General features: G+C 71.8%; 17 protein-coding genes. 10 read left to right on the top strand and 7 right to left on the bottom strand.

The window, feature by feature from the left end; genetic code table 11:
- Position 1 precedes the first annotated feature (1 nt).
- A complete protein-coding gene (locus ABTX78_RS01785) occupies positions 2-451 on the bottom strand; it encodes a nitroreductase family deazaflavin-dependent oxidoreductase (RefSeq protein WP_352204826.1) in 450 nt (149 codons plus the stop codon).
- A gap of 185 nt (positions 452-636) precedes the next feature.
- On the opposite strand from ABTX78_RS01785, the gene ABTX78_RS01780 reads away from it, so the two are divergent.
- The 3 genes from ABTX78_RS01780 to ABTX78_RS01770 all read left to right on the top strand — a co-directional run bounded on the left by ABTX78_RS01780 (position 637) and on the right by ABTX78_RS01770 (position 3,511).
- Positions 637-1,359 carry a TetR/AcrR family transcriptional regulator gene (locus ABTX78_RS01780; protein ID WP_352204825.1) on the top strand — a complete coding sequence of 241 codons (723 nt, stop codon included), beginning with the start codon at positions 637-639 and terminating at the stop codon, positions 1,357-1,359.
- A 236-nt stretch (positions 1,360-1,595) separates the two neighbouring features.
- The gene (locus ABTX78_RS01775) at positions 1,596-2,849 is read left to right on the top strand and encodes a sensor histidine kinase (protein WP_502993728.1); all 1,254 of its coding nucleotides are present in this window, start codon (positions 1,596-1,598) and stop codon (positions 2,847-2,849) included.
- Positions 2,846-3,511: a response regulator gene (locus tag ABTX78_RS01770; RefSeq protein WP_352204823.1), complete on the top strand. Its 666-nt coding sequence runs from the start codon at positions 2,846-2,848 to the stop codon at positions 3,509-3,511. The genes ABTX78_RS01775 and ABTX78_RS01770 overlap by 4 nt, the downstream gene beginning before the upstream one ends.
- Here the strand turns inward: ABTX78_RS01770 and ABTX78_RS01765 are convergent.
- Complete coding sequence (locus tag ABTX78_RS01765) at positions 3,472-3,756, bottom strand: DUF6332 family protein (RefSeq protein WP_352204822.1); 285 nt, start codon at positions 3,754-3,756, stop codon at positions 3,472-3,474. The genes ABTX78_RS01770 and ABTX78_RS01765 overlap by 40 nt on opposite strands.
- 163 nt (positions 3,757-3,919) lie before the next feature.
- Complete coding sequence (locus tag ABTX78_RS01760) at positions 3,920-4,204, bottom strand: hypothetical protein (protein WP_352204821.1); 285 nt, start codon at positions 4,202-4,204, stop codon at positions 3,920-3,922.
- An 86-nt stretch (positions 4,205-4,290) separates the two neighbouring features.
- Here ABTX78_RS01760 and ABTX78_RS01755 point away from each other — a divergent pair, with 86 nt between their 5' ends.
- On the top strand, positions 4,291-4,692 hold the full coding sequence (locus tag ABTX78_RS01755) for a MarR family winged helix-turn-helix transcriptional regulator (RefSeq protein WP_352204820.1): 402 nt from the start codon (positions 4,291-4,293) through the stop codon (positions 4,690-4,692).
- A gap of 169 nt (positions 4,693-4,861) precedes the next feature.
- On the opposite strand, the gene ABTX78_RS01750 is transcribed toward ABTX78_RS01755, so the two are convergent.
- Positions 4,862-5,605 (bottom strand): maleylpyruvate isomerase family mycothiol-dependent enzyme, encoded by a 744-nt coding sequence (locus ABTX78_RS01750; RefSeq protein ID WP_352204819.1) that lies wholly within the window; start codon positions 5,603-5,605, stop codon positions 4,862-4,864.
- Between the two features lie 121 nt (positions 5,606-5,726).
- On the bottom strand, positions 5,727-6,947 hold the full coding sequence (locus ABTX78_RS01745) for an MFS transporter (RefSeq protein WP_352204818.1): 1,221 nt from the start codon (positions 6,945-6,947) through the stop codon (positions 5,727-5,729).
- A gap of 75 nt (positions 6,948-7,022) precedes the next feature.
- On the opposite strand from ABTX78_RS01745, the gene ABTX78_RS01740 reads away from it, so the two are divergent.
- The 5 genes from ABTX78_RS01740 (at position 7,023) to ABTX78_RS01720 (ending at position 13,197) form a co-directional block, all read left to right on the top strand.
- Positions 7,023-8,237, top strand: a complete 1,215-nt coding sequence (locus ABTX78_RS01740; RefSeq protein WP_352204817.1) for an ROK family protein — start codon at positions 7,023-7,025, stop codon at positions 8,235-8,237.
- A 129-nt stretch (positions 8,238-8,366) separates the two neighbouring features.
- Positions 8,367-9,212: a YhjD/YihY/BrkB family envelope integrity protein gene (locus ABTX78_RS01735; protein ID WP_352204816.1), complete on the top strand. Its 846-nt coding sequence runs from the start codon at positions 8,367-8,369 to the stop codon at positions 9,210-9,212.
- Positions 9,213-9,548: 336 nt separating this feature from the next.
- Positions 9,549-9,839, top strand: coding sequence for an SHOCT domain-containing protein (locus tag ABTX78_RS01730; RefSeq protein WP_352204815.1), 291 nt, complete (start codon positions 9,549-9,551; stop codon positions 9,837-9,839).
- 11 nt (positions 9,840-9,850) lie between these two features.
- Positions 9,851-10,630, top strand: a complete 780-nt coding sequence (locus ABTX78_RS01725; RefSeq protein WP_352205019.1) for an ABC transporter ATP-binding protein — start codon at positions 9,851-9,853, stop codon at positions 10,628-10,630.
- Positions 10,627-13,197: an FtsX-like permease family protein gene (locus ABTX78_RS01720; protein WP_352204814.1), complete on the top strand. Its 2,571-nt coding sequence runs from the start codon at positions 10,627-10,629 to the stop codon at positions 13,195-13,197. The genes ABTX78_RS01725 and ABTX78_RS01720 overlap by 4 nt, the downstream gene beginning before the upstream one ends.
- Before the next feature lie 92 nt (positions 13,198-13,289).
- Here the strand turns inward: ABTX78_RS01720 and ABTX78_RS01715 are convergent, their stop codons facing one another.
- Together ABTX78_RS01715 and ABTX78_RS01710 are read right to left on the bottom strand one after the other, a co-directional pair.
- Positions 13,290-13,805 (bottom strand): ATP-binding protein, encoded by a 516-nt coding sequence (locus ABTX78_RS01715; protein WP_352204813.1) that lies wholly within the window; start codon positions 13,803-13,805, stop codon positions 13,290-13,292.
- 182 nt (positions 13,806-13,987) lie between these two features.
- On the bottom strand, positions 13,988-14,311 hold the full coding sequence (locus ABTX78_RS01710) for a hypothetical protein (RefSeq protein WP_352204812.1): 324 nt from the start codon (positions 14,309-14,311) through the stop codon (positions 13,988-13,990).
- 199 nt (positions 14,312-14,510) lie between these two features.
- On the opposite strand from ABTX78_RS01710, the gene cds1 reads away from it, so the two are divergent.
- Positions 14,511-15,644, top strand: a complete 1,134-nt coding sequence (cds1, locus tag ABTX78_RS01705; protein ID WP_352204811.1) for an L-cysteine desulfhydrase Cds1 — start codon at positions 14,511-14,513, stop codon at positions 15,642-15,644.
- The last annotated feature ends 17 nt before the right edge of the window (positions 15,645-15,661 follow it).

Below are 15,661 nucleotides of genomic sequence, written 5' to 3'. Positions count from 1 at the left end.
CTCAGTCGGTCACGGTGATCCGGAAGACCGGGTGCTTGTGGGCGGCGGCAAGCAGTTCCTCGTCCGTGGACTTGGCGTTCACGTCGCCGAAGAAGCGTCCGACCTCCCAGCCCCAGCGCTCGAGGTAGGTGCGGAGCAGGGTGGGCTTCTCCTCGTCGGCCAGCTCGACGGCGGTGAAGTGCTGGGTCTTGCGGCCGAGCTGCAACCGTCCGCCACCTGCGGCCCGCAGATTGCGGACCCACTGCGAGTGGCCGCGGGCGGAGATCAGATAGGGCCCGCCCTCATAGGGGAGGGGGTTGACCGGGATGCTTCTCCACTCACCGCTGGTACGGCCGCGGACGGAGAGTTCGGCGGTGCCCATCAGGCTGATGCCTCGGCGGGCGAGCCAGGCGATCGAGCCGTTGATGATGTTGTCGAGGCGGCCGGGCTTGAGATAGTGCGTCTGCGACATGACGGTCCTCGGTGGGAGTGGTGTGTGGTGCTCGGATTCGAGAGCGCTGCTCTCGCTTAAGAGCAGTGTGCACCCATCGTGAGCTCCACAGCAAGAGCGGTGCTCTCGAAAGTGGCGACACGTCGCCTTTCGGATCAGCGCTCTCGGAATAGTGCGGTGCTCTGAAACGTGCGAGACTATCCACCATGACCGCGATCCGTGGGGCCAGGGAACGAGCCCGTATCGAAGTGACCGCCGCCATCAAGGACGAGGCCCGCAAGCAGCTGGCAGCCGAGGGCGCCGCGAAGTTGTCGCTGCGCGCCGTCGCCCGTGAACTGGGCATGGTTTCCTCCGCCCTCTACCGGTACTTCCCGAGCCGCGACGATCTCCTGACCGCCCTGATCGTGGACGCCTACGACGCGGTCGGTGCCGCCGCCGAGGAGGCCCTCGCCGGCGCCCCCGCCCCCGGCGCCGGTCCGGACGACGACGTCGCCCGCTGGACCGCGGTCTGCTCCGCCGTCCGTACATGGGCGCTCGACCATCCCCATGAGTACGCCCTGATCTACGGCTCCCCGGTGCCGGGTTACAGCGCGCCCATGGACACCGTCGGACCCGCGTCCCGCGTCGGGCTCGCCCTGATCTCGGTCGCCCGCGACGCCCACCGCGCGGACGGTCTGGCGCTCCCGCCGCTGGAGGAGGCGCTGCGCCCCGAGGGCGACCGGCTCGCCGCCGACATCGCCCCGGATCTGCCGCCGTCCGTCGTCGTGGCCCTCGTCGCCTCATGGTCCCAGCTGTTCGGGCTCATTTCCTTCGAACTCTTCGGCCAGTTCAACCGGGTCGTCGAGGAACGCGACGCCTTCTTCGCCCACACGGCGGCCCGCCTCGCGCACGAGGTCGGACTGCGGAGCCGGCGGGCCGCCGGGACCTGACACGGTCGGGTCGCCGGGACCGGGACCTGACACGGTCGGGTCGCCGGGACCGGGGCCCGACGCGGTCGGGCCCGGGCGGCGGGCGCTGCGCGCGCCCGGCGCCCCGCCACGTACGACTCGTGCCTCCCGTGCCGCGCGCCCGCCTCCCGTGCCGCGCGCCCGCCTCCCGTACTCCGCAGGGAGTACTCCTGATCACCACGCCCGGCTGACGCTCCGGGGCCCGGTGCGCGTCTAGCGTGGCCGGTATGGATGAGCAGCACACGCGTGCCCGGGGCGGCGGTCCCCCCTGGGTGCGGCGTCCGGGGGGAGAACCGCCACCGCCCTTGCGCATCTGGGAGGCGCGGCGCAACGCCCAGGTGATTCCCTGGCCGTCGACCCTGGTCCTCGCCGTCTTCGTGTTCGTCGGCTCGCGCTACGCCGCGACGGGCCAGCCGGACCGCGTGAGCCTCGACGTCCTCGCACGTGTACTCCTGCTCGCGGGCCCCGCCTTCCTGCTGCTCCGCAACCGGTGGCCCGTCGTCTCCGTCTTCGGCGTCTGCGCCGTCACCCTCGTCTACTTCGCCGCGGGCTACCCATACGGACCGGTCTTCATCTCCGTCGCGGTCGGTGCCTTCGCCGCGGTGACCTCCGGCCACCGGCGTGCGGCCTGGTGGGCCGTCGGCGGCCTATGGGCCGGGCATCTGCTCGTCGCGCACTGGCTCTACCGGTATCTGCCGCCCGGCAAGGACGACGCGGCGCCATGGGGGCAGGAAGTGGTGATCGCCGCCTGGGTGGTGGCGATCCTCGCCGCCTCGGAGCTCGTCCGCGTCCGGCGCGAGGTCTGGGCACGTGAGCGCGTAGAGCGGGCGGCAGCCGAGAAGCGCCGCGCGGACGAGGAACGGCTGCGCATCGCCCGCGAACTGCACGACGTGCTCGCGCACTCGATCTCGGTCATCAACGTCCAGGCGGGCGTAGGTCTCGCGCTCCTCGACTCCGACCCCGAGCAGGCACGTACCGCGCTCACCACCATCAAGGCCGCGAGCAAGGAGGCGCTGGGCGAGGTCCGTCAGGTCCTGGACACGCTGCGAACGCCCGGAGACGCCCCCCGCGCACCCGCTCCGGGACTCGACCGGCTGCCCGAACTCGTCGACCAGGCCGCGAGCGCCGGCCTCACGGTGCAGATCGAGAGAGAAGGGACGCCGATCCCGCTGTCACCCGGCACCGATCTCGCCGCCTTCCGGATCGTGCAGGAAGCCCTCACCAATGTGGTGCGGCACTCCGGTTCCCGCGCCGCGCGGGTGCGGATCGCGTACGCGCCCGGACGCCTCGACCTCCGCGTCGACGATGACGGACCGGCAACCGGCTCCGAGGCCGGCGGGAGCGGCAACGGGCTGGCCGGAATGCGGGAGCGGGCCGCCGCGCTGGGTGGCACGATCGAGGCGGGTCCGCGCGCCGACGGCGGTTTCCGCGTGCAGGCCGACCTTCCCGTGCAGCCGAAGGAGACGATGTGATCCGCGTACTGCTCGCCGATGACCAGCTGCTGGTCCGAGCCGGGTTCAGGGCCCTGCTGGACGCCCAGCAGGACATCGAGGTGGCCGCCGAGGCCGCCGACGGCGAGGAGGCGGTGCGGCTGGTACGCGAACTGGCCCCGGACGTCGTGCTCATGGACATCCGGATGCCCCTGCTCGACGGGCTCGCGGCCACCCGCAGGATCACCGGCGACGAGCGGTTCCGCGACGTGAAGGTCGTCATGCTGACCACCTTCGAGCTCGACGAGTACGTCTTCGACGCGATCCGCGCCGGCGCCTCGGGCTTTCTGGTGAAGGACACGGAACCGGAGGAACTGCTGCGCGCGGTACGGGCGGTGGTGGACGGCGACGCCCTGTTGTCGCCCGGGGTGACGCGGCGGCTGATCGCGGAGTTCGCGGCCCGTTCCAAGGAACCGAAGGACGCGGAGGGCTTCGGTGAACTCACCGAGCGCGAACGCGAGGTGATGGCCCTGGTCGGCATCGGTCTGTCGAACGAGGAGATCGCGCGCAGGCTGGTCGTCAGCCCGCTGACGGCCAAGACGCACGTCAGCCGCACGATGGTGAAGCTGGGGGCCCGGGACCGGGCCCAACTCGTCGTACTGGCCTATGAGTCGGGGTTGGTGCGGCCCGGCTGGCTGGGCTGAGACGACGCGGTCGAGAACCGCCACAGCACGGTCACCAGCCGCAGGACGAAGGCGACGGCGGCAGCGGCGGCACCGGCGAGGAGCAGTCCGCGTTCGACGGCGTACGGCATCGTGAACATGGCCTTGGGTCCGGCGATCACGCCGAAGACCACCGCGGCGACGAGTACCGCACTCAGCAGCGCATAGCCGATCTCGACAGTGATCGCGTCACGCTCGGCCTGGCTCCGCCGTCTCTTGTCCGGCACGCCTGCCCCCTCCGGCTCCATGTTCCGAAGTGTCACAGGGCGGTGGTCGGCGGGCAAGGAGCCCACCGCCACCGTCTCCCCCGTGGGAAGGGCGGCGTCGGTCGCCGCCGCCCGGGAGCCTCCGCCGGTCCTCGCCGGACGCTCCCTGCGAGCGGGGTGCCGGTCAGTCGCCGACCGCCACCCCCTCGGGCTCGGTCCGGGGCACCGACGTGGCGACCAGTACGCCGCCGCCGGGGCGTCGGGTGCGCAGCCCGCTCAGCGTGATGAGCAGCCCGGCCGCCGCGACGACGGTGACCACCGCGAGGCCCGGGCGGAAGCTGTCCAGCACCTGCTGGGGAGACCCGCCGGTGATCACCGCGGTCACCACGGTGCAGAACACGAGCAGCGTGCTCCGCAGCCGCGGGCTCCAGCGCTCCTGCGCCAAGGGGACGTTGGGCGGAGAGATCATGCGCAGCACAGTACATGCGCATGCATTCAATGCCAGTGCATTTAATTCCGATGCAACAAAGTGCGTTTTTCTGCTAGCGTGCGCGCATGGCAGCGAACAAGTCCGAGCGCGCACTCGTCGACGAGTGGCGCGATGTGCTGGCGCTGCACGCCCGGACGATGTGCGAGCTCGACCGCGAGCTCCATCGACACGGGCTCGGCGCAAGTGACTTCGAGGTGCTCGACGTACTGGCCGAGGAGTCGGCCGCCGACGGCGACTGTTCGTTCCGGGTGCAGGAGCTCGCGTCACGCGTTCATCTCAGCCAGAGCGCGCTGTCACGTCTGGTGGCCCGCCTGGAGAAGGACGGGCTGGTCACCCGCTGTATGTGCAGCGAGGACCGCCGGGGTGTGCGGGTCGCGCTGACCGATGCGGGGCGGGCGCGCCATGGCGAGGTCCAGCCGCTCCAGCGCGCCGTGCTCTCCCGCATGCTGCCGCGCGCCACGGCCTGAAACGGCGTCACAGTCGGAGACCGGGCGCTCCTGTCTGAACGGGCGTCGCCTGCCCGAAGCGGACGCATGCCTGACCCTGGCGGCGCCTGCCCCGGCTGCCGTCCGCCTGGGCCCGCCCCGCCTGCCCCGGCTGCCGTCCGCCTGGGCCCGCCCCGCCGCCGGGACTGCGCTACGACCAGGTGACGGCCGATTTCTCCTGCCACTCCCTGGCGAGTCCCGTGTCGCCCGTGACCGTCACGGTGCTCAGGGGCAGACGGTTCCACAGCGTCAAGTAGAGCTGCTCGGCGGTGCCGATGAGCTCGCAGTCCGCGGCCACTTCCGCGATCGGTTCCGTACGCGGCGCGTCCGTCGAGATCCACATGGTCCACACGTCGTCCGTGTCGAGCGGCCGTACGCGCAGGGCGCGGGGCGCCTCGGAGCGCAGCCGGCTCCTGGTGCGGCCGTGGAAGCCGGTGAGCAGTTCGGCGATGCCGTCGACGGCGAAGTCGGCCGGCACGGGGCCGGGCTCGCCGCTCAGCGCCGACTCGGCGTCGGCGCGATGGATCGCCGTCTCGTGCGCCTGCCGCCGGGCCCAGAACGCGAGCGGGGAAGGGGCCGGAAGAAACGTCCAGCACCGCACGTCGGCCGGTGACTCGGTCAGCGCCCCCACGAGGAGGCCGTGGCCCTCGCGGAACCACTCGATCAGTTCGTTGCCGTCGAGATCGTTCTCGGGTACGGCGGCACGGAACTCCTCATGGCCTTCCGCCACGAACGCGGTGGCCCAGCGGTGCACCATGCCGATGTGGCGCAGCAGGTCACGCATCTGCCAGCCCGGACACGTGGGCACCGGCGTCGCCGGGTCCGTCCGGGTGGCCGCGGCGGCCAGCAACTGGCCCTCCCGTACGAGTGATGTGATCAGCTCGGCGGTTTCCATGCCGCAGATTGTGCCACTCGGCTGATGCCCGGTGGGGCTGTCGCGTCAGGCGACCGGCGTGAGTGCGCCCCCTCGTGCGCCCCCACCGGGCGGGCCGTCGGCGGGGTGCGCCGACGAGCGGTCAGGCGTCCTGCGGCGCGGTCGCGTTCCGGGCCGCCCAGCCGATCAGCGCTGCACCCGCGGCCAGTGCCGCGACCGTGGTGAGCGCGACGGGCAGCGAGAACCAGTCGGCGAGGAACCCGATCGCGGGCGGTCCCAGCAGCATGCCGCCGTACCCGAGCGTGGACGCGGTGGCGACCCCGCCGGGTCCGGCGAGTGCGCCCGCCCTGGCCACGGCCACCGGGAAGATGTTGGCCAGACCGAGGCCCGCCACCCCGAAGCCGAGCAGCGCGAGCCACACGGTCGGGGCGAGCGAGCCCAACAGCATGCCGGCCGCCGCCGTCGTGCCGCCCGCGACCAGTGTCCGGGTTTGTCCGAGCCGCTCCAGCAACGTCGTGCCGGTGAGGCGGCCGACCGTCATCGCGAGGGCGAAGAGGGAGTATCCGATGGCGGCCACGCCCGGGTGGGCGTCCAGGTCCTGCTCCAGGTGGAGCGCACCCCAGTCGGCCATCGCACCCTCGCCGTACGCCGTGCACAGCGCGATCACGCCGAATACCGCGACGAGCCTGCGGGTGCGGCCCGTGAGCCGGTGCGGCGCCGGGTCCCGCCGGGCACGTTCGGTGACCGGAGCCGCCTGCCCGAGCAGCACCCGGCCGACGACGGCCGTGACCAGCAGGCCGATGACGGCGAGGAGCAGCAGATGCACGGTGGGGGACAGGCCGCCGGCCACCAGGGCTCCCAGTCCCGCACCGACCATGCCGCCGAGGCTGAACGCCGCGTGGAAGCTCGGCATCACCGGCCGCCGGAGCGCGGCGACCAGGTCGACCGCGGCGCTGTTCATCGCGACGTTGATCCCGCCGTACGCGGCGCCGAAGACGAGCAGGACGAGACCGAGGGCGAGCGTCGAGTGGGTCAGCGCGGGGAGCGCGATGCTGAGTGACATCAGTACAGCACTGGCGACGGTGACCGGATGGCTGCCGAAGCGGCGGCACAGCCGGCCGGTGAGGGTCATCGTCACGACCGCGCCGGCCGAGACGCCGAGCAGCGCGAGTCCGAGGTCGCTCGCGGATGCTCCGGTCTGCTGCTTGATCGCGGGGATGCGGACCACCCAGCCGGCGAAGAGGAAGCCGTCCAGGGCGAAGAACAGGGTGAGGGCGGTGCGGAGGCGGGACAGGGGGAGTGGAGCGGTGTTTCCGCTCGGGGCCCCCGGTGCGGCCGTCCGTAGTTTGTTTAGGTGCGGCACAAACTCAGCATAGGGGTGGGGCCCGATCCGGACAAGGCCGCTGCGCAACGGCTGGATCATGGGAGACTCGCCACCATGAACGGCAAGGCGACGAGCACCAGATCGAGGCTGGAGAGGGGCCGCGGCGCGCTCGGCCCCGCGCTGGAACTGGTCCACACCGGACGCGCGCCCACCCGCGCGGTGCTCACCGCCGAACTCGGGGTCACCCGTGCCACCGCCGGAGCGGTAGCCGCAGAGCTGGAGGCGCTGGGCCTGATCAGGGTGGACTCCCGCCCTGGCGCGGCCGCCGGATCGCAGGGCCGCCCCTCCCACCGGCTCTCCGTCGACGACACGGGCCCGGTCGTCCTCGCCGCCCAGGTGCACGCCGACGGTTTCCGCGCGGCGCTTGTGGCACTCGGCGGCCGGACCGTCGCCACCGCGCCCGGCTGCGTCACCGTCTCCGCCGACCCGGCCCAGGTGCTCGGCGAGGTCGTCGCCGCGGGCGCCGCGCTGCTGCACGAGAGCGGCCGGCGGTGCGTGGGCGCGGGCCTCGCCGTACCGTCCGCCGTCGCCGAACCCGAGGGCACCGCCCTCAACCCGCTCCACCTCGCATGGCCCGCGGGCGCTCCGGTACGCGACATCTTCGCCGAGCGGGTACGGGCAGCGGGCATCGCGGGACCGGCCTTCACCGGCAACGACGTCAACCTCGCCGCCCTCGCCGAGCACCGGCACGGTGCGGGCCGCGGCGCGCAGCACCTGCTCTGCGTCGCCACCGGCCACCGCGGCGTCGGAGGCGCGCTCGTCCTCGACGGACGGCTCCACACCGGCAGCGCGGGCCTCGCGCTGGAGGTCGGCCATCTGACGGTCAACCCCGAGGGCCGCGCCTGTCACTGCGGAAGCCGCGGCTGCCTCGACGTCGAGGCCGACCCCCTGGCGTTCCTCACCGCCGCGGGCCGCGACCCCGGCCCCGAGGTCTCCCTGTTGGAGCAGTCGAGAGAACTACTGCGCACGGAGTACGCCGATCCCGGTGTACGAGCCGCCTGCGAGGAACTGATCGACCGTCTGGGCCTCGGGCTCGCCGGGCTCGTCAACATCCTCAACCCCGACCGCATCATCCTCGGCGGGCTGCACCGCGAGCTGCTGGGGGCGGACCCCGAGCGGTTGCGGGCCGTCGTCGCCGACCGCAGTCTGTGGGGGCGCAGCGGCGGTGTGCCGATCCTCCCCTGCACGCTCGACCACAACAGCCTGGTCGGGGCGGCCGAACTGGCGTGGCAGCCGGTCCTGGACGACCCGCTGGGCGCACTGCTCTGATCCAGGCAGGACGGGAGGCACGCGCACTCGTCCGGGGGCATCGGCGGGCACGTCTCCGGGGCATGCGCCGGCACTCGTCCGGGGGCATGATGGACGCTTCGTGACATATGAGCGGGTAGCCGACGACCTATGACCAACCAGCCCTCCGGTGCACAGCCCCCTGCGCACCGGTTCCAGCACCTGCGCGACAGGTTCATGGCCTCATGGGCCGGCCTCGCGTGGTCGCGCGGTCGCGAGCTGGAGCTGATGCACCGGGCCATGGGATTCGCTGCCCTCGGCTTCCTCACCCTCGTGCCGTTGCTGATCGTGGTCGCGGCGGCCGATCCGGCGAGCGGCCAGGGCTTCGCGCGCTGGCTGGGACAGGCGCTCGGCGTCTCCCCGGCCTCCGAGGACGAGGTCGGGCGGTTGTTCGGCGTGCCGGGTGCCGCGCTGCAACGCACGACCGCCTTCGGTCTCGCGGCGCTCGTTGTCTTCGGTCTGACCTTCGGCTCCGTGGTGCAGACCGGCTACGAGAAGGTGTGGGACCTGCCGACGGCCCGCTGGCACACCATGTGGCGGCATGTCGTCTTTCTCGCCCTGCTGATCGTCTTCCTGCTGGCCTTCGTCAACACGCCCAGCCCGTTCCACTCCGGCCTCGGTACCGTGATTGGTGTACTCGCGGATCTCATCGGCACCTGTGCCTTCTTCTGGATCGCGCAGCAAGTCCTCCTCGGCGGCCGGGTCCGCTGGAGCGCGCTGTTCCCCGGAGCGGCGGCCACGGCCATCGGCCTGCTCGGGCTGCGGATCTTCTCGCAGCTCGTCTTCTCCCCGCTGATCGCGTCGAACACCGTTGTCTACGGTCCGATCGGGACCGTGCTCGTCATCCAGTCCTGGCTCGTCGGTGTCGGCGTGGTGGTCTACGGCGGCGCGATCGTCGGGCGCATCGTGCACGAGCACCGCGTCCACCGCCGGATGGCGGAGGAGGACGAGGAGTGACCAGGCCCCGGGCCGGGTGCGGCCCGTCACCGCGCCACCGGGTGCCTCGGCCCTGAACCACGGCCGTACGGACACGGCGGCCGCGGCCCATCACCCCCGGCCCCCGTGCGGCCCATGACCCCGGCCCCGTGCGGTTCATCACCTCGGCCCACAACCGTACGGACACGGCGGCCCTCATCCTCTGCGGGTGCGGGGAGCAGTCGGGAACGCCCTGCGTACTCCGCGGGTGGTACGCGCACTACCGCTGGCCGTACGACGACGTCGGCCTCCTGCGGCGGGAGCCTCGGTAGCGACAAGGAATCACGCACCACCATCGCCACCGAGGAGTTGACCGAGATGAACACCCTGGCGCACGCAGGCGGGCCCGGCCCGTGGATTCTCTTCTTCCCGCTGTTCTGGGCGGCCGTCGTCGTCGGCATCGTCACCCTGGCGCGCCGCACCGGATTGTGGCGCGGACGCCGCGGCCCCGGCCCCTGGAACCACCGCTCCGCCCACGGCGAGAACTCGCCGATCGCCCTGCTCGGCCGCCGGTTCGCGGCCGGCGAGATCGACGAGGACGAGTACTGGCGCCGGCTGTCCGTGCTCGACGAGCAGTTCGGCCGCGTCGGCAGGGACGGTGCGGTGTGAACACCCCGACCATGACCGTGACCGCGACCCGTACGCGGGCCGCGGCGCGCGTCGTCGACGCCGTGAAGGTCTACGGCAGGGGCGACACCGAAGTGAGGGCCCTGGACGGCGTGAGCGTCGACTTCCCGGCCGGCCGGTTCACCGCGATCATGGGCCCCTCGGGCTCCGGCAAGTCCACGCTGATGCACTGCGCGGCCGGGCTCGACACCCTCACCTCGGGCTCGGCCCTCATCGGCGACACCGACCTCGGCACACTCGACGACCGCAGGCTCACCCTGCTGCGCCGCGAGCGCATCGGTTTCGTCTTCCAGGCGTTCAACCTCATCCCCACGCTCACCGTCACCGAGAACATCACGCTCCCCATGGACCTCGCCGGCGAGGGGCCGGACCAGGAATGGCTCGACGCGCTCATCGACACCGTGGGGCTGCGCGACCGCCTCGGGCACCGGCCCGCCGAGCTCTCCGGCGGCCAGCAGCAAAGGGTCGCCGTGGCACGCGCCTTCGCCGGCCGGCCCGAGGTCGTCTTCGCCGACGAGCCCACCGGCAACCTCGACTCCCGGTCGGGCGAAGAGGTACTGCGCCTGCTCGGCCGTGCGGTGCGCCGGACCGCGCGGACGGTGGTGATGGTCACCCACGACCCCGTCGCCGCCGCCCACGCCGACGAGGTCGTCTTCCTCGCCGACGGACGGCTCGTCGACCGGATGGAGGCCCCGACCGCCGAGCGCGTCCTGGACCGTCTGAAGGCGTTCGACATTCGCGACCGCAACACCTCCGGGGAGGCGACGGCATGAGCAGTGGCCGCGCATCCCTGCACCTCGGCCTCAGCTCGCTGCGGGCCCACAAGCGACGCTTCGCGGGCACGTTCACCGCCGTACTGCTCGGCGTTGCCTTCCTCACCGGCACCCTCGTCATGGGCGACACGCTGCGCGGCAGCTTCGACACGATGTTCGCCAGTGCCAACGGAGGCACCGACGCCGTCGTCCGCAGTTCCAACGTCGTCACCGTCCCCGGTGACGCCCAGGGGACCCGGCAGAACGTGTCCACCGACCTCACCGCCCGTATCGAGGGGATTCCGGGCGTCGCCGCCGCGGAGCCCGGCATCCAGGGCGCGGGACAGCTCGTGGGAGCCGACGGCAAGCCGATCGGCGGACAGGGACCTCCCACGGTCGCCGGCAACTGGATCGCCGACACCGAACTCAATCCCTACCGGCTCGCCGAGGGCCGCGCCCCCGCCCGTACCGGCGAAGTCGTCGTCAATCGCGGCGCAGCCCGGACAGGCGGGCTGGAGATCGGCGACCGCACCGTCCTGCGCACCCCCGACCCGGTGCACGTCACCGTCGTGGGACTGGCCACCTTCGGCGGCGAGGACGGGATGGGGCAGGTGACCTTCACCGGTATGACCCGCGCCGACGCCGAGAAGTACCTCACCCCGAAGCCCGGTGAGGCGGCGTCCATCCAAGTGCGGGCCGGCCCCGGCACCGGTCAGCAGGAACTCGTCGACGCGCTCGGGCCCGTACTCCCCGCGGGCGTCGAGGCCATCACCGGACAGGCGTCGACCGAGGAGAACCAGGACATGATCTCCGGTCAGTTCCTGAGCCTGTTCACCACCTTGCTCCTGGTCTTCTCCGGCATCGTCCTGCTGGTCGCCACCTTCTCGATCCACAACACCTTCGCCATCGTCATCGCCCAGCGCACCCGCGAGAACGCGCTGCTGCGCGCCCTCGGAGCCTCCCGCCGCCAGGTCGTCGGCTCGACCCTCGCCGAGGCCGCCGTCGTCGCGGCCGTCGCCTCCGGTGCAGGGCTGCTCGGCGGTATCGGCATCGCGGCCGGGCTGCGGGCTCTGTTCCCGCTCATCGGGTTCCCCTTCCCCGAAGGCGGCCTCGTGATCAGCGCTCTCTCGCTGCTGCTGCCGCTCGCCGTCGGGGTGCTCGTCTGCCTCGGCTCGGCGCTGACGCCGGCCGTGCGCGCCGGACGCACGGCGCCGCTGACAGCGCTGCGCGAGACGGCAGTCGGCCAGTCGGCCGCCTCGGTGAAGCGTGCCTTCACCGGCGGCGCCGTGGCACTCGCCGCTCTCACCGTCATCCTCGTCGGCGTCCTCATCACCCCCTCCATCTGGTTGGCCGCCACCGGCGCGATCCTCGCCCTCGCCGCCTTCGTGGTACTCGGCCCGGTCGCGTCCTCGTATGCCGTACGGATCCTGGGCGGACCGCTCGACCGTCTGCGCGGCGTCTCGGGCAGGCTGGCCAACCGCAATGCCCTGCGCAACCCGGGGCGCACGGCGGCGACCGCCACCGCCCTGATGATCGGCGTCGCGGTCGTCTCGCTCTTCACCGTCTTCGGCGCGTCGCTGAAGGCCACCATGGACCAGACGGTCTCCCGCTCCTTCGCGGGCGATGTCGCTCTCAGCACACCCTCGTTCGGCGCGGGCGGCAGTGGGCTCAGCCCGGAACTCGCCCCGGCCATCGCGACGCAGCCCGAGGTCGAGACCGCCGTGGGTCTCGGCCAGGGCGTCGCCGAGGTCGACGGCGCGGGCCGGCAGCTGACGGTCACCGACCCGGTCGCCCTCACCAGGGTGTTCGATCTCGGCACGGTCCGGGGCTCGCTCGACGGGCTCGGCACCGACGGCATGGCCGTGGCGGCGACCGAGGCCGGGAAGCGGGGCTGGAAGCCGGGCTCGACGGCCGAACTCACCTTCACGGACGGCACGGCACAGACCTTCACCGTGCGCGCCGTGTACGAACAGGCGGAACTCGCGGGCGACTACGTCATCACCCGCGACGCATGGGCCCCGCACCGCGGCCAGGACTCCGACACGCTGATCGCCGTCGGCTTCAAGGACGGTGTGCCGGCCGCCGACGGCACGGCGGCCGTGGAGAAGACCGCGTCCGCCTACGGAAACCCCGAGGTGCAGACCCGCGAGGAGTACGCGCAGTCCGCGGCGGGCGCCATCGACATGATGCTCACGCTGGTCTACGCCCTGCTCGCCCTCGCCGTGCTGATTGCCCTGCTGGGCATCACCAACACACTCACCCTCGCGATCCACGAACGCACCAGGGAACTGGGCCTGTTGCGGGCCGTGGGCCAGACGAGGAACCAGCTGCGTGCCATGGTGCGCTACGAGTCCGTGCTGGTCGCCGGGTTCGGCACGGCCGGCGGACTCGCGCTCGGCGGACTGCTCGGCTGGGTGCTGGTCAAGGCGTCCGAAGGCACCGGCGACACGTCCTTCGCCTTCGCGGTGCCGCCCGTCCAGCTCCTGGTGGTGGCGCTCGTCGGCCTGATCGCCGGAGCGGTCGCGGGCCGGCGGCCCGCGCGCCGCGCCGCGCGCCTGGACGTGCTGCGGGCCATCGCGACGGAGTAGCACCGGACATCGCCGCCTCCGAATCCGCCGGTTCCCGACGGGTTCGGTGGCCCGCCCGGGAGCGGGGCTGCCGCGGCACCGGCAGGGGCCGGTCAGCTGGACACCGTCGACGGCACCGCGGTGTGCTCGGGCACGACCGGCGGAGCCGCTGCGAACGGCCCCTCCGTGGTGGCCCCGTGCACGATCGGACGGACGGGCAGCGCTACGGCCGCCGACGGGGCCGAGAGCGTGAACCAGACGGACTTGCCCAGGTCGCCCCGGGGATGCACACCCCAGCAGTCGCTGACGGCGGCTATCAGTCCGAGGCCGCGCCCCGACGTGTCGAGGGCATCGCTGTCCCGCACGGTCGGCAGGCGCGGGTCGTTGTCCTGTACGGACACCGTGAGGCGGTCGAGCAGCAGCTCGATGTCCACGGTGCACATCTTGTCCGGCTCGGCGTGCCGGTGGACGTTGGTCAGCAGTTCAGTGACGCCGAGCGCCGCCTGGTCGATCAGAGGATCGAGATGCCAGTAGCGCAGTTGCGCCGAAATGATTCTGCGGACCTGTCCGATCCGCGACGGCAGGGCTTGGAGCTCCACCGTGCAGTGCCTGCTTGGCTGGCTGATCACGGCTGCGACTCCCCGAATGAGGTCCGGAAGAGAACGGAGGATCGGATCCAGCAGTTGGCTGGCTGCTGATTTGTCCGGCGGGCTGGATCACAGCGTTACCGCCGGTGCACCCTGAGTGACGTGAGACCAGCGTGAACCAATGACGACGGTCCCGCAAGCCGACAGCGCCCGGGTGGGGAATCTCAGTCCCTGCGGCTGCCCGCGCGGCGCACCGCGTCCAGGAAGCGCCCGGCCAGCGCCCGGGCTTCGGGCCGGTGATTGCGCTGACCCATCGTCAGCCGGTACCGCTTGCCGTTCACCGTGACCGCCGTGCTCGCCTCGTCGGCGAACCAGGGCCGGCCCGCGCTGACCGCGCGGACGGGGGCGCTGTCGATCACCCGGCCGTAACTCGTCAGCAAGGCCACCTTGCCGTCCTTGATCAATACCTGTCCGGCCCTGGTGAGTGAGCGGGGCCATCGTTCGATCCGTACGCCCGTGGCCCGGAACTCGGGCTCCGCCATCGCCATCGGCCCACCGCCCCCTTCGTCAGGTCATCTCCTGGCAGTCTGCACAACTCCGGCCGTGTGCACCAGTACGTGTCCGCGGGGAGCGCACGTCCCGACCCACAAGGGACCCCTATGGATGCCCAAAGTGAACGTTTGCGCAGGTGAGGGGCTTACTGTGGCAGGAGGGATGCAGTACTGGCCAAGGCGAGGGACGACGCTCATGAGCACGGAAGAGAAGCGTGTGACGGACGGGGCGACGGCGACCGCCGACGTCGACCGAAGCGACCCGCAGTACCGGGCCTGGTTGAAGGAGGCGGTCCGCAAGGTCCAGGCGGACGCGAACCGTTCGGCGGACACGCACCTGCTCAGATTTCCGTTGCCCGAGCAGTGGGGCATCGACCTCTACCTCAAGGACGAGTCCACCCACCCCACCGGCAGCCTCAAGCACCGGCTGGCCCGTTCCCTCTTCCTCTACGGCCTCTGCAATGGCTGGATCCGGCCCGGCAAGCCCGTCATCGAGGCGTCCAGCGGCTCCACGGCAGTCTCCGAGGCGTACTTCGCCAAACTGATCGGCGTCCCCTTCGTGGCGGTGATGCCACGCACCACCAGTACCGAGAAGATCCGGCTGATCGAATTCCACGGCGGCCGGTGCCACTTCGTGGACGACTCCCGCAGGATGTACGAGGAGTCCGCAGCACTCGCCGAGCGGACCGGCGGCCACTACATGGACCAGTTCACCTACGCCGAGCGGGCCACCGACTGGCGCGGCAACAACAACATCGCCGAGTCGATCTACCAGCAGCTGCGGCTGGAGCGGTATCCCTGCCCCACGTGGATCGTCGCCACGGCCGGCACGGGCGGCACATCCGCGACCGTGGCCCGCTACGTGCACTACATGCAGTACGACACCCGCATCTGTGTGCCCGATCCGGAGAACTCCTGCTTCTTCGAGGGGTGGACCCAAAGCGACCCGCAGGCCAGCACCGACTGTGGCTCCCGCATCGAGGGCATCGGCCGTCCGCGCATGGAGCCGAGCTTCGTGCCCGGAGCGATCGACCGGATGATGAAGGTGCCGGACGCCGCCAGCATCGCGGCCGTACGGGCACTGGACGCGGCCATCGGACGCAAGGCGGGCGGTTCCACCGGCACCGGTCTGTGGAGCGCGCTGAGGATCATCGCCGAGATGGTGGCGGACGGACAGCGGGGGAGTGTCGTCACACTGCTCTGCGACCCGGGCGACCGCTATCTGGACAAGTACTACTCCGACGCGTGGCTGGCCGGACAGGGGCTGGACATCGCTCCGTACACCGTCACCCTGGAGCACTTCCTGTCGACCGGCGTCTGGCCCGACTGACGCCGCTCGCGCGTGCG

The sequence above is a fragment of the Streptomyces sp. NPDC096193 genome, assembly GCF_040302905.1.
Taxonomy (GTDB): domain Bacteria; phylum Actinomycetota; class Actinomycetes; order Streptomycetales; family Streptomycetaceae; genus Streptomyces.
The sequence above is the reverse complement of the archived record's forward strand: the minus strand, read 5'-3'. Positions and strand labels throughout refer to the sequence as shown.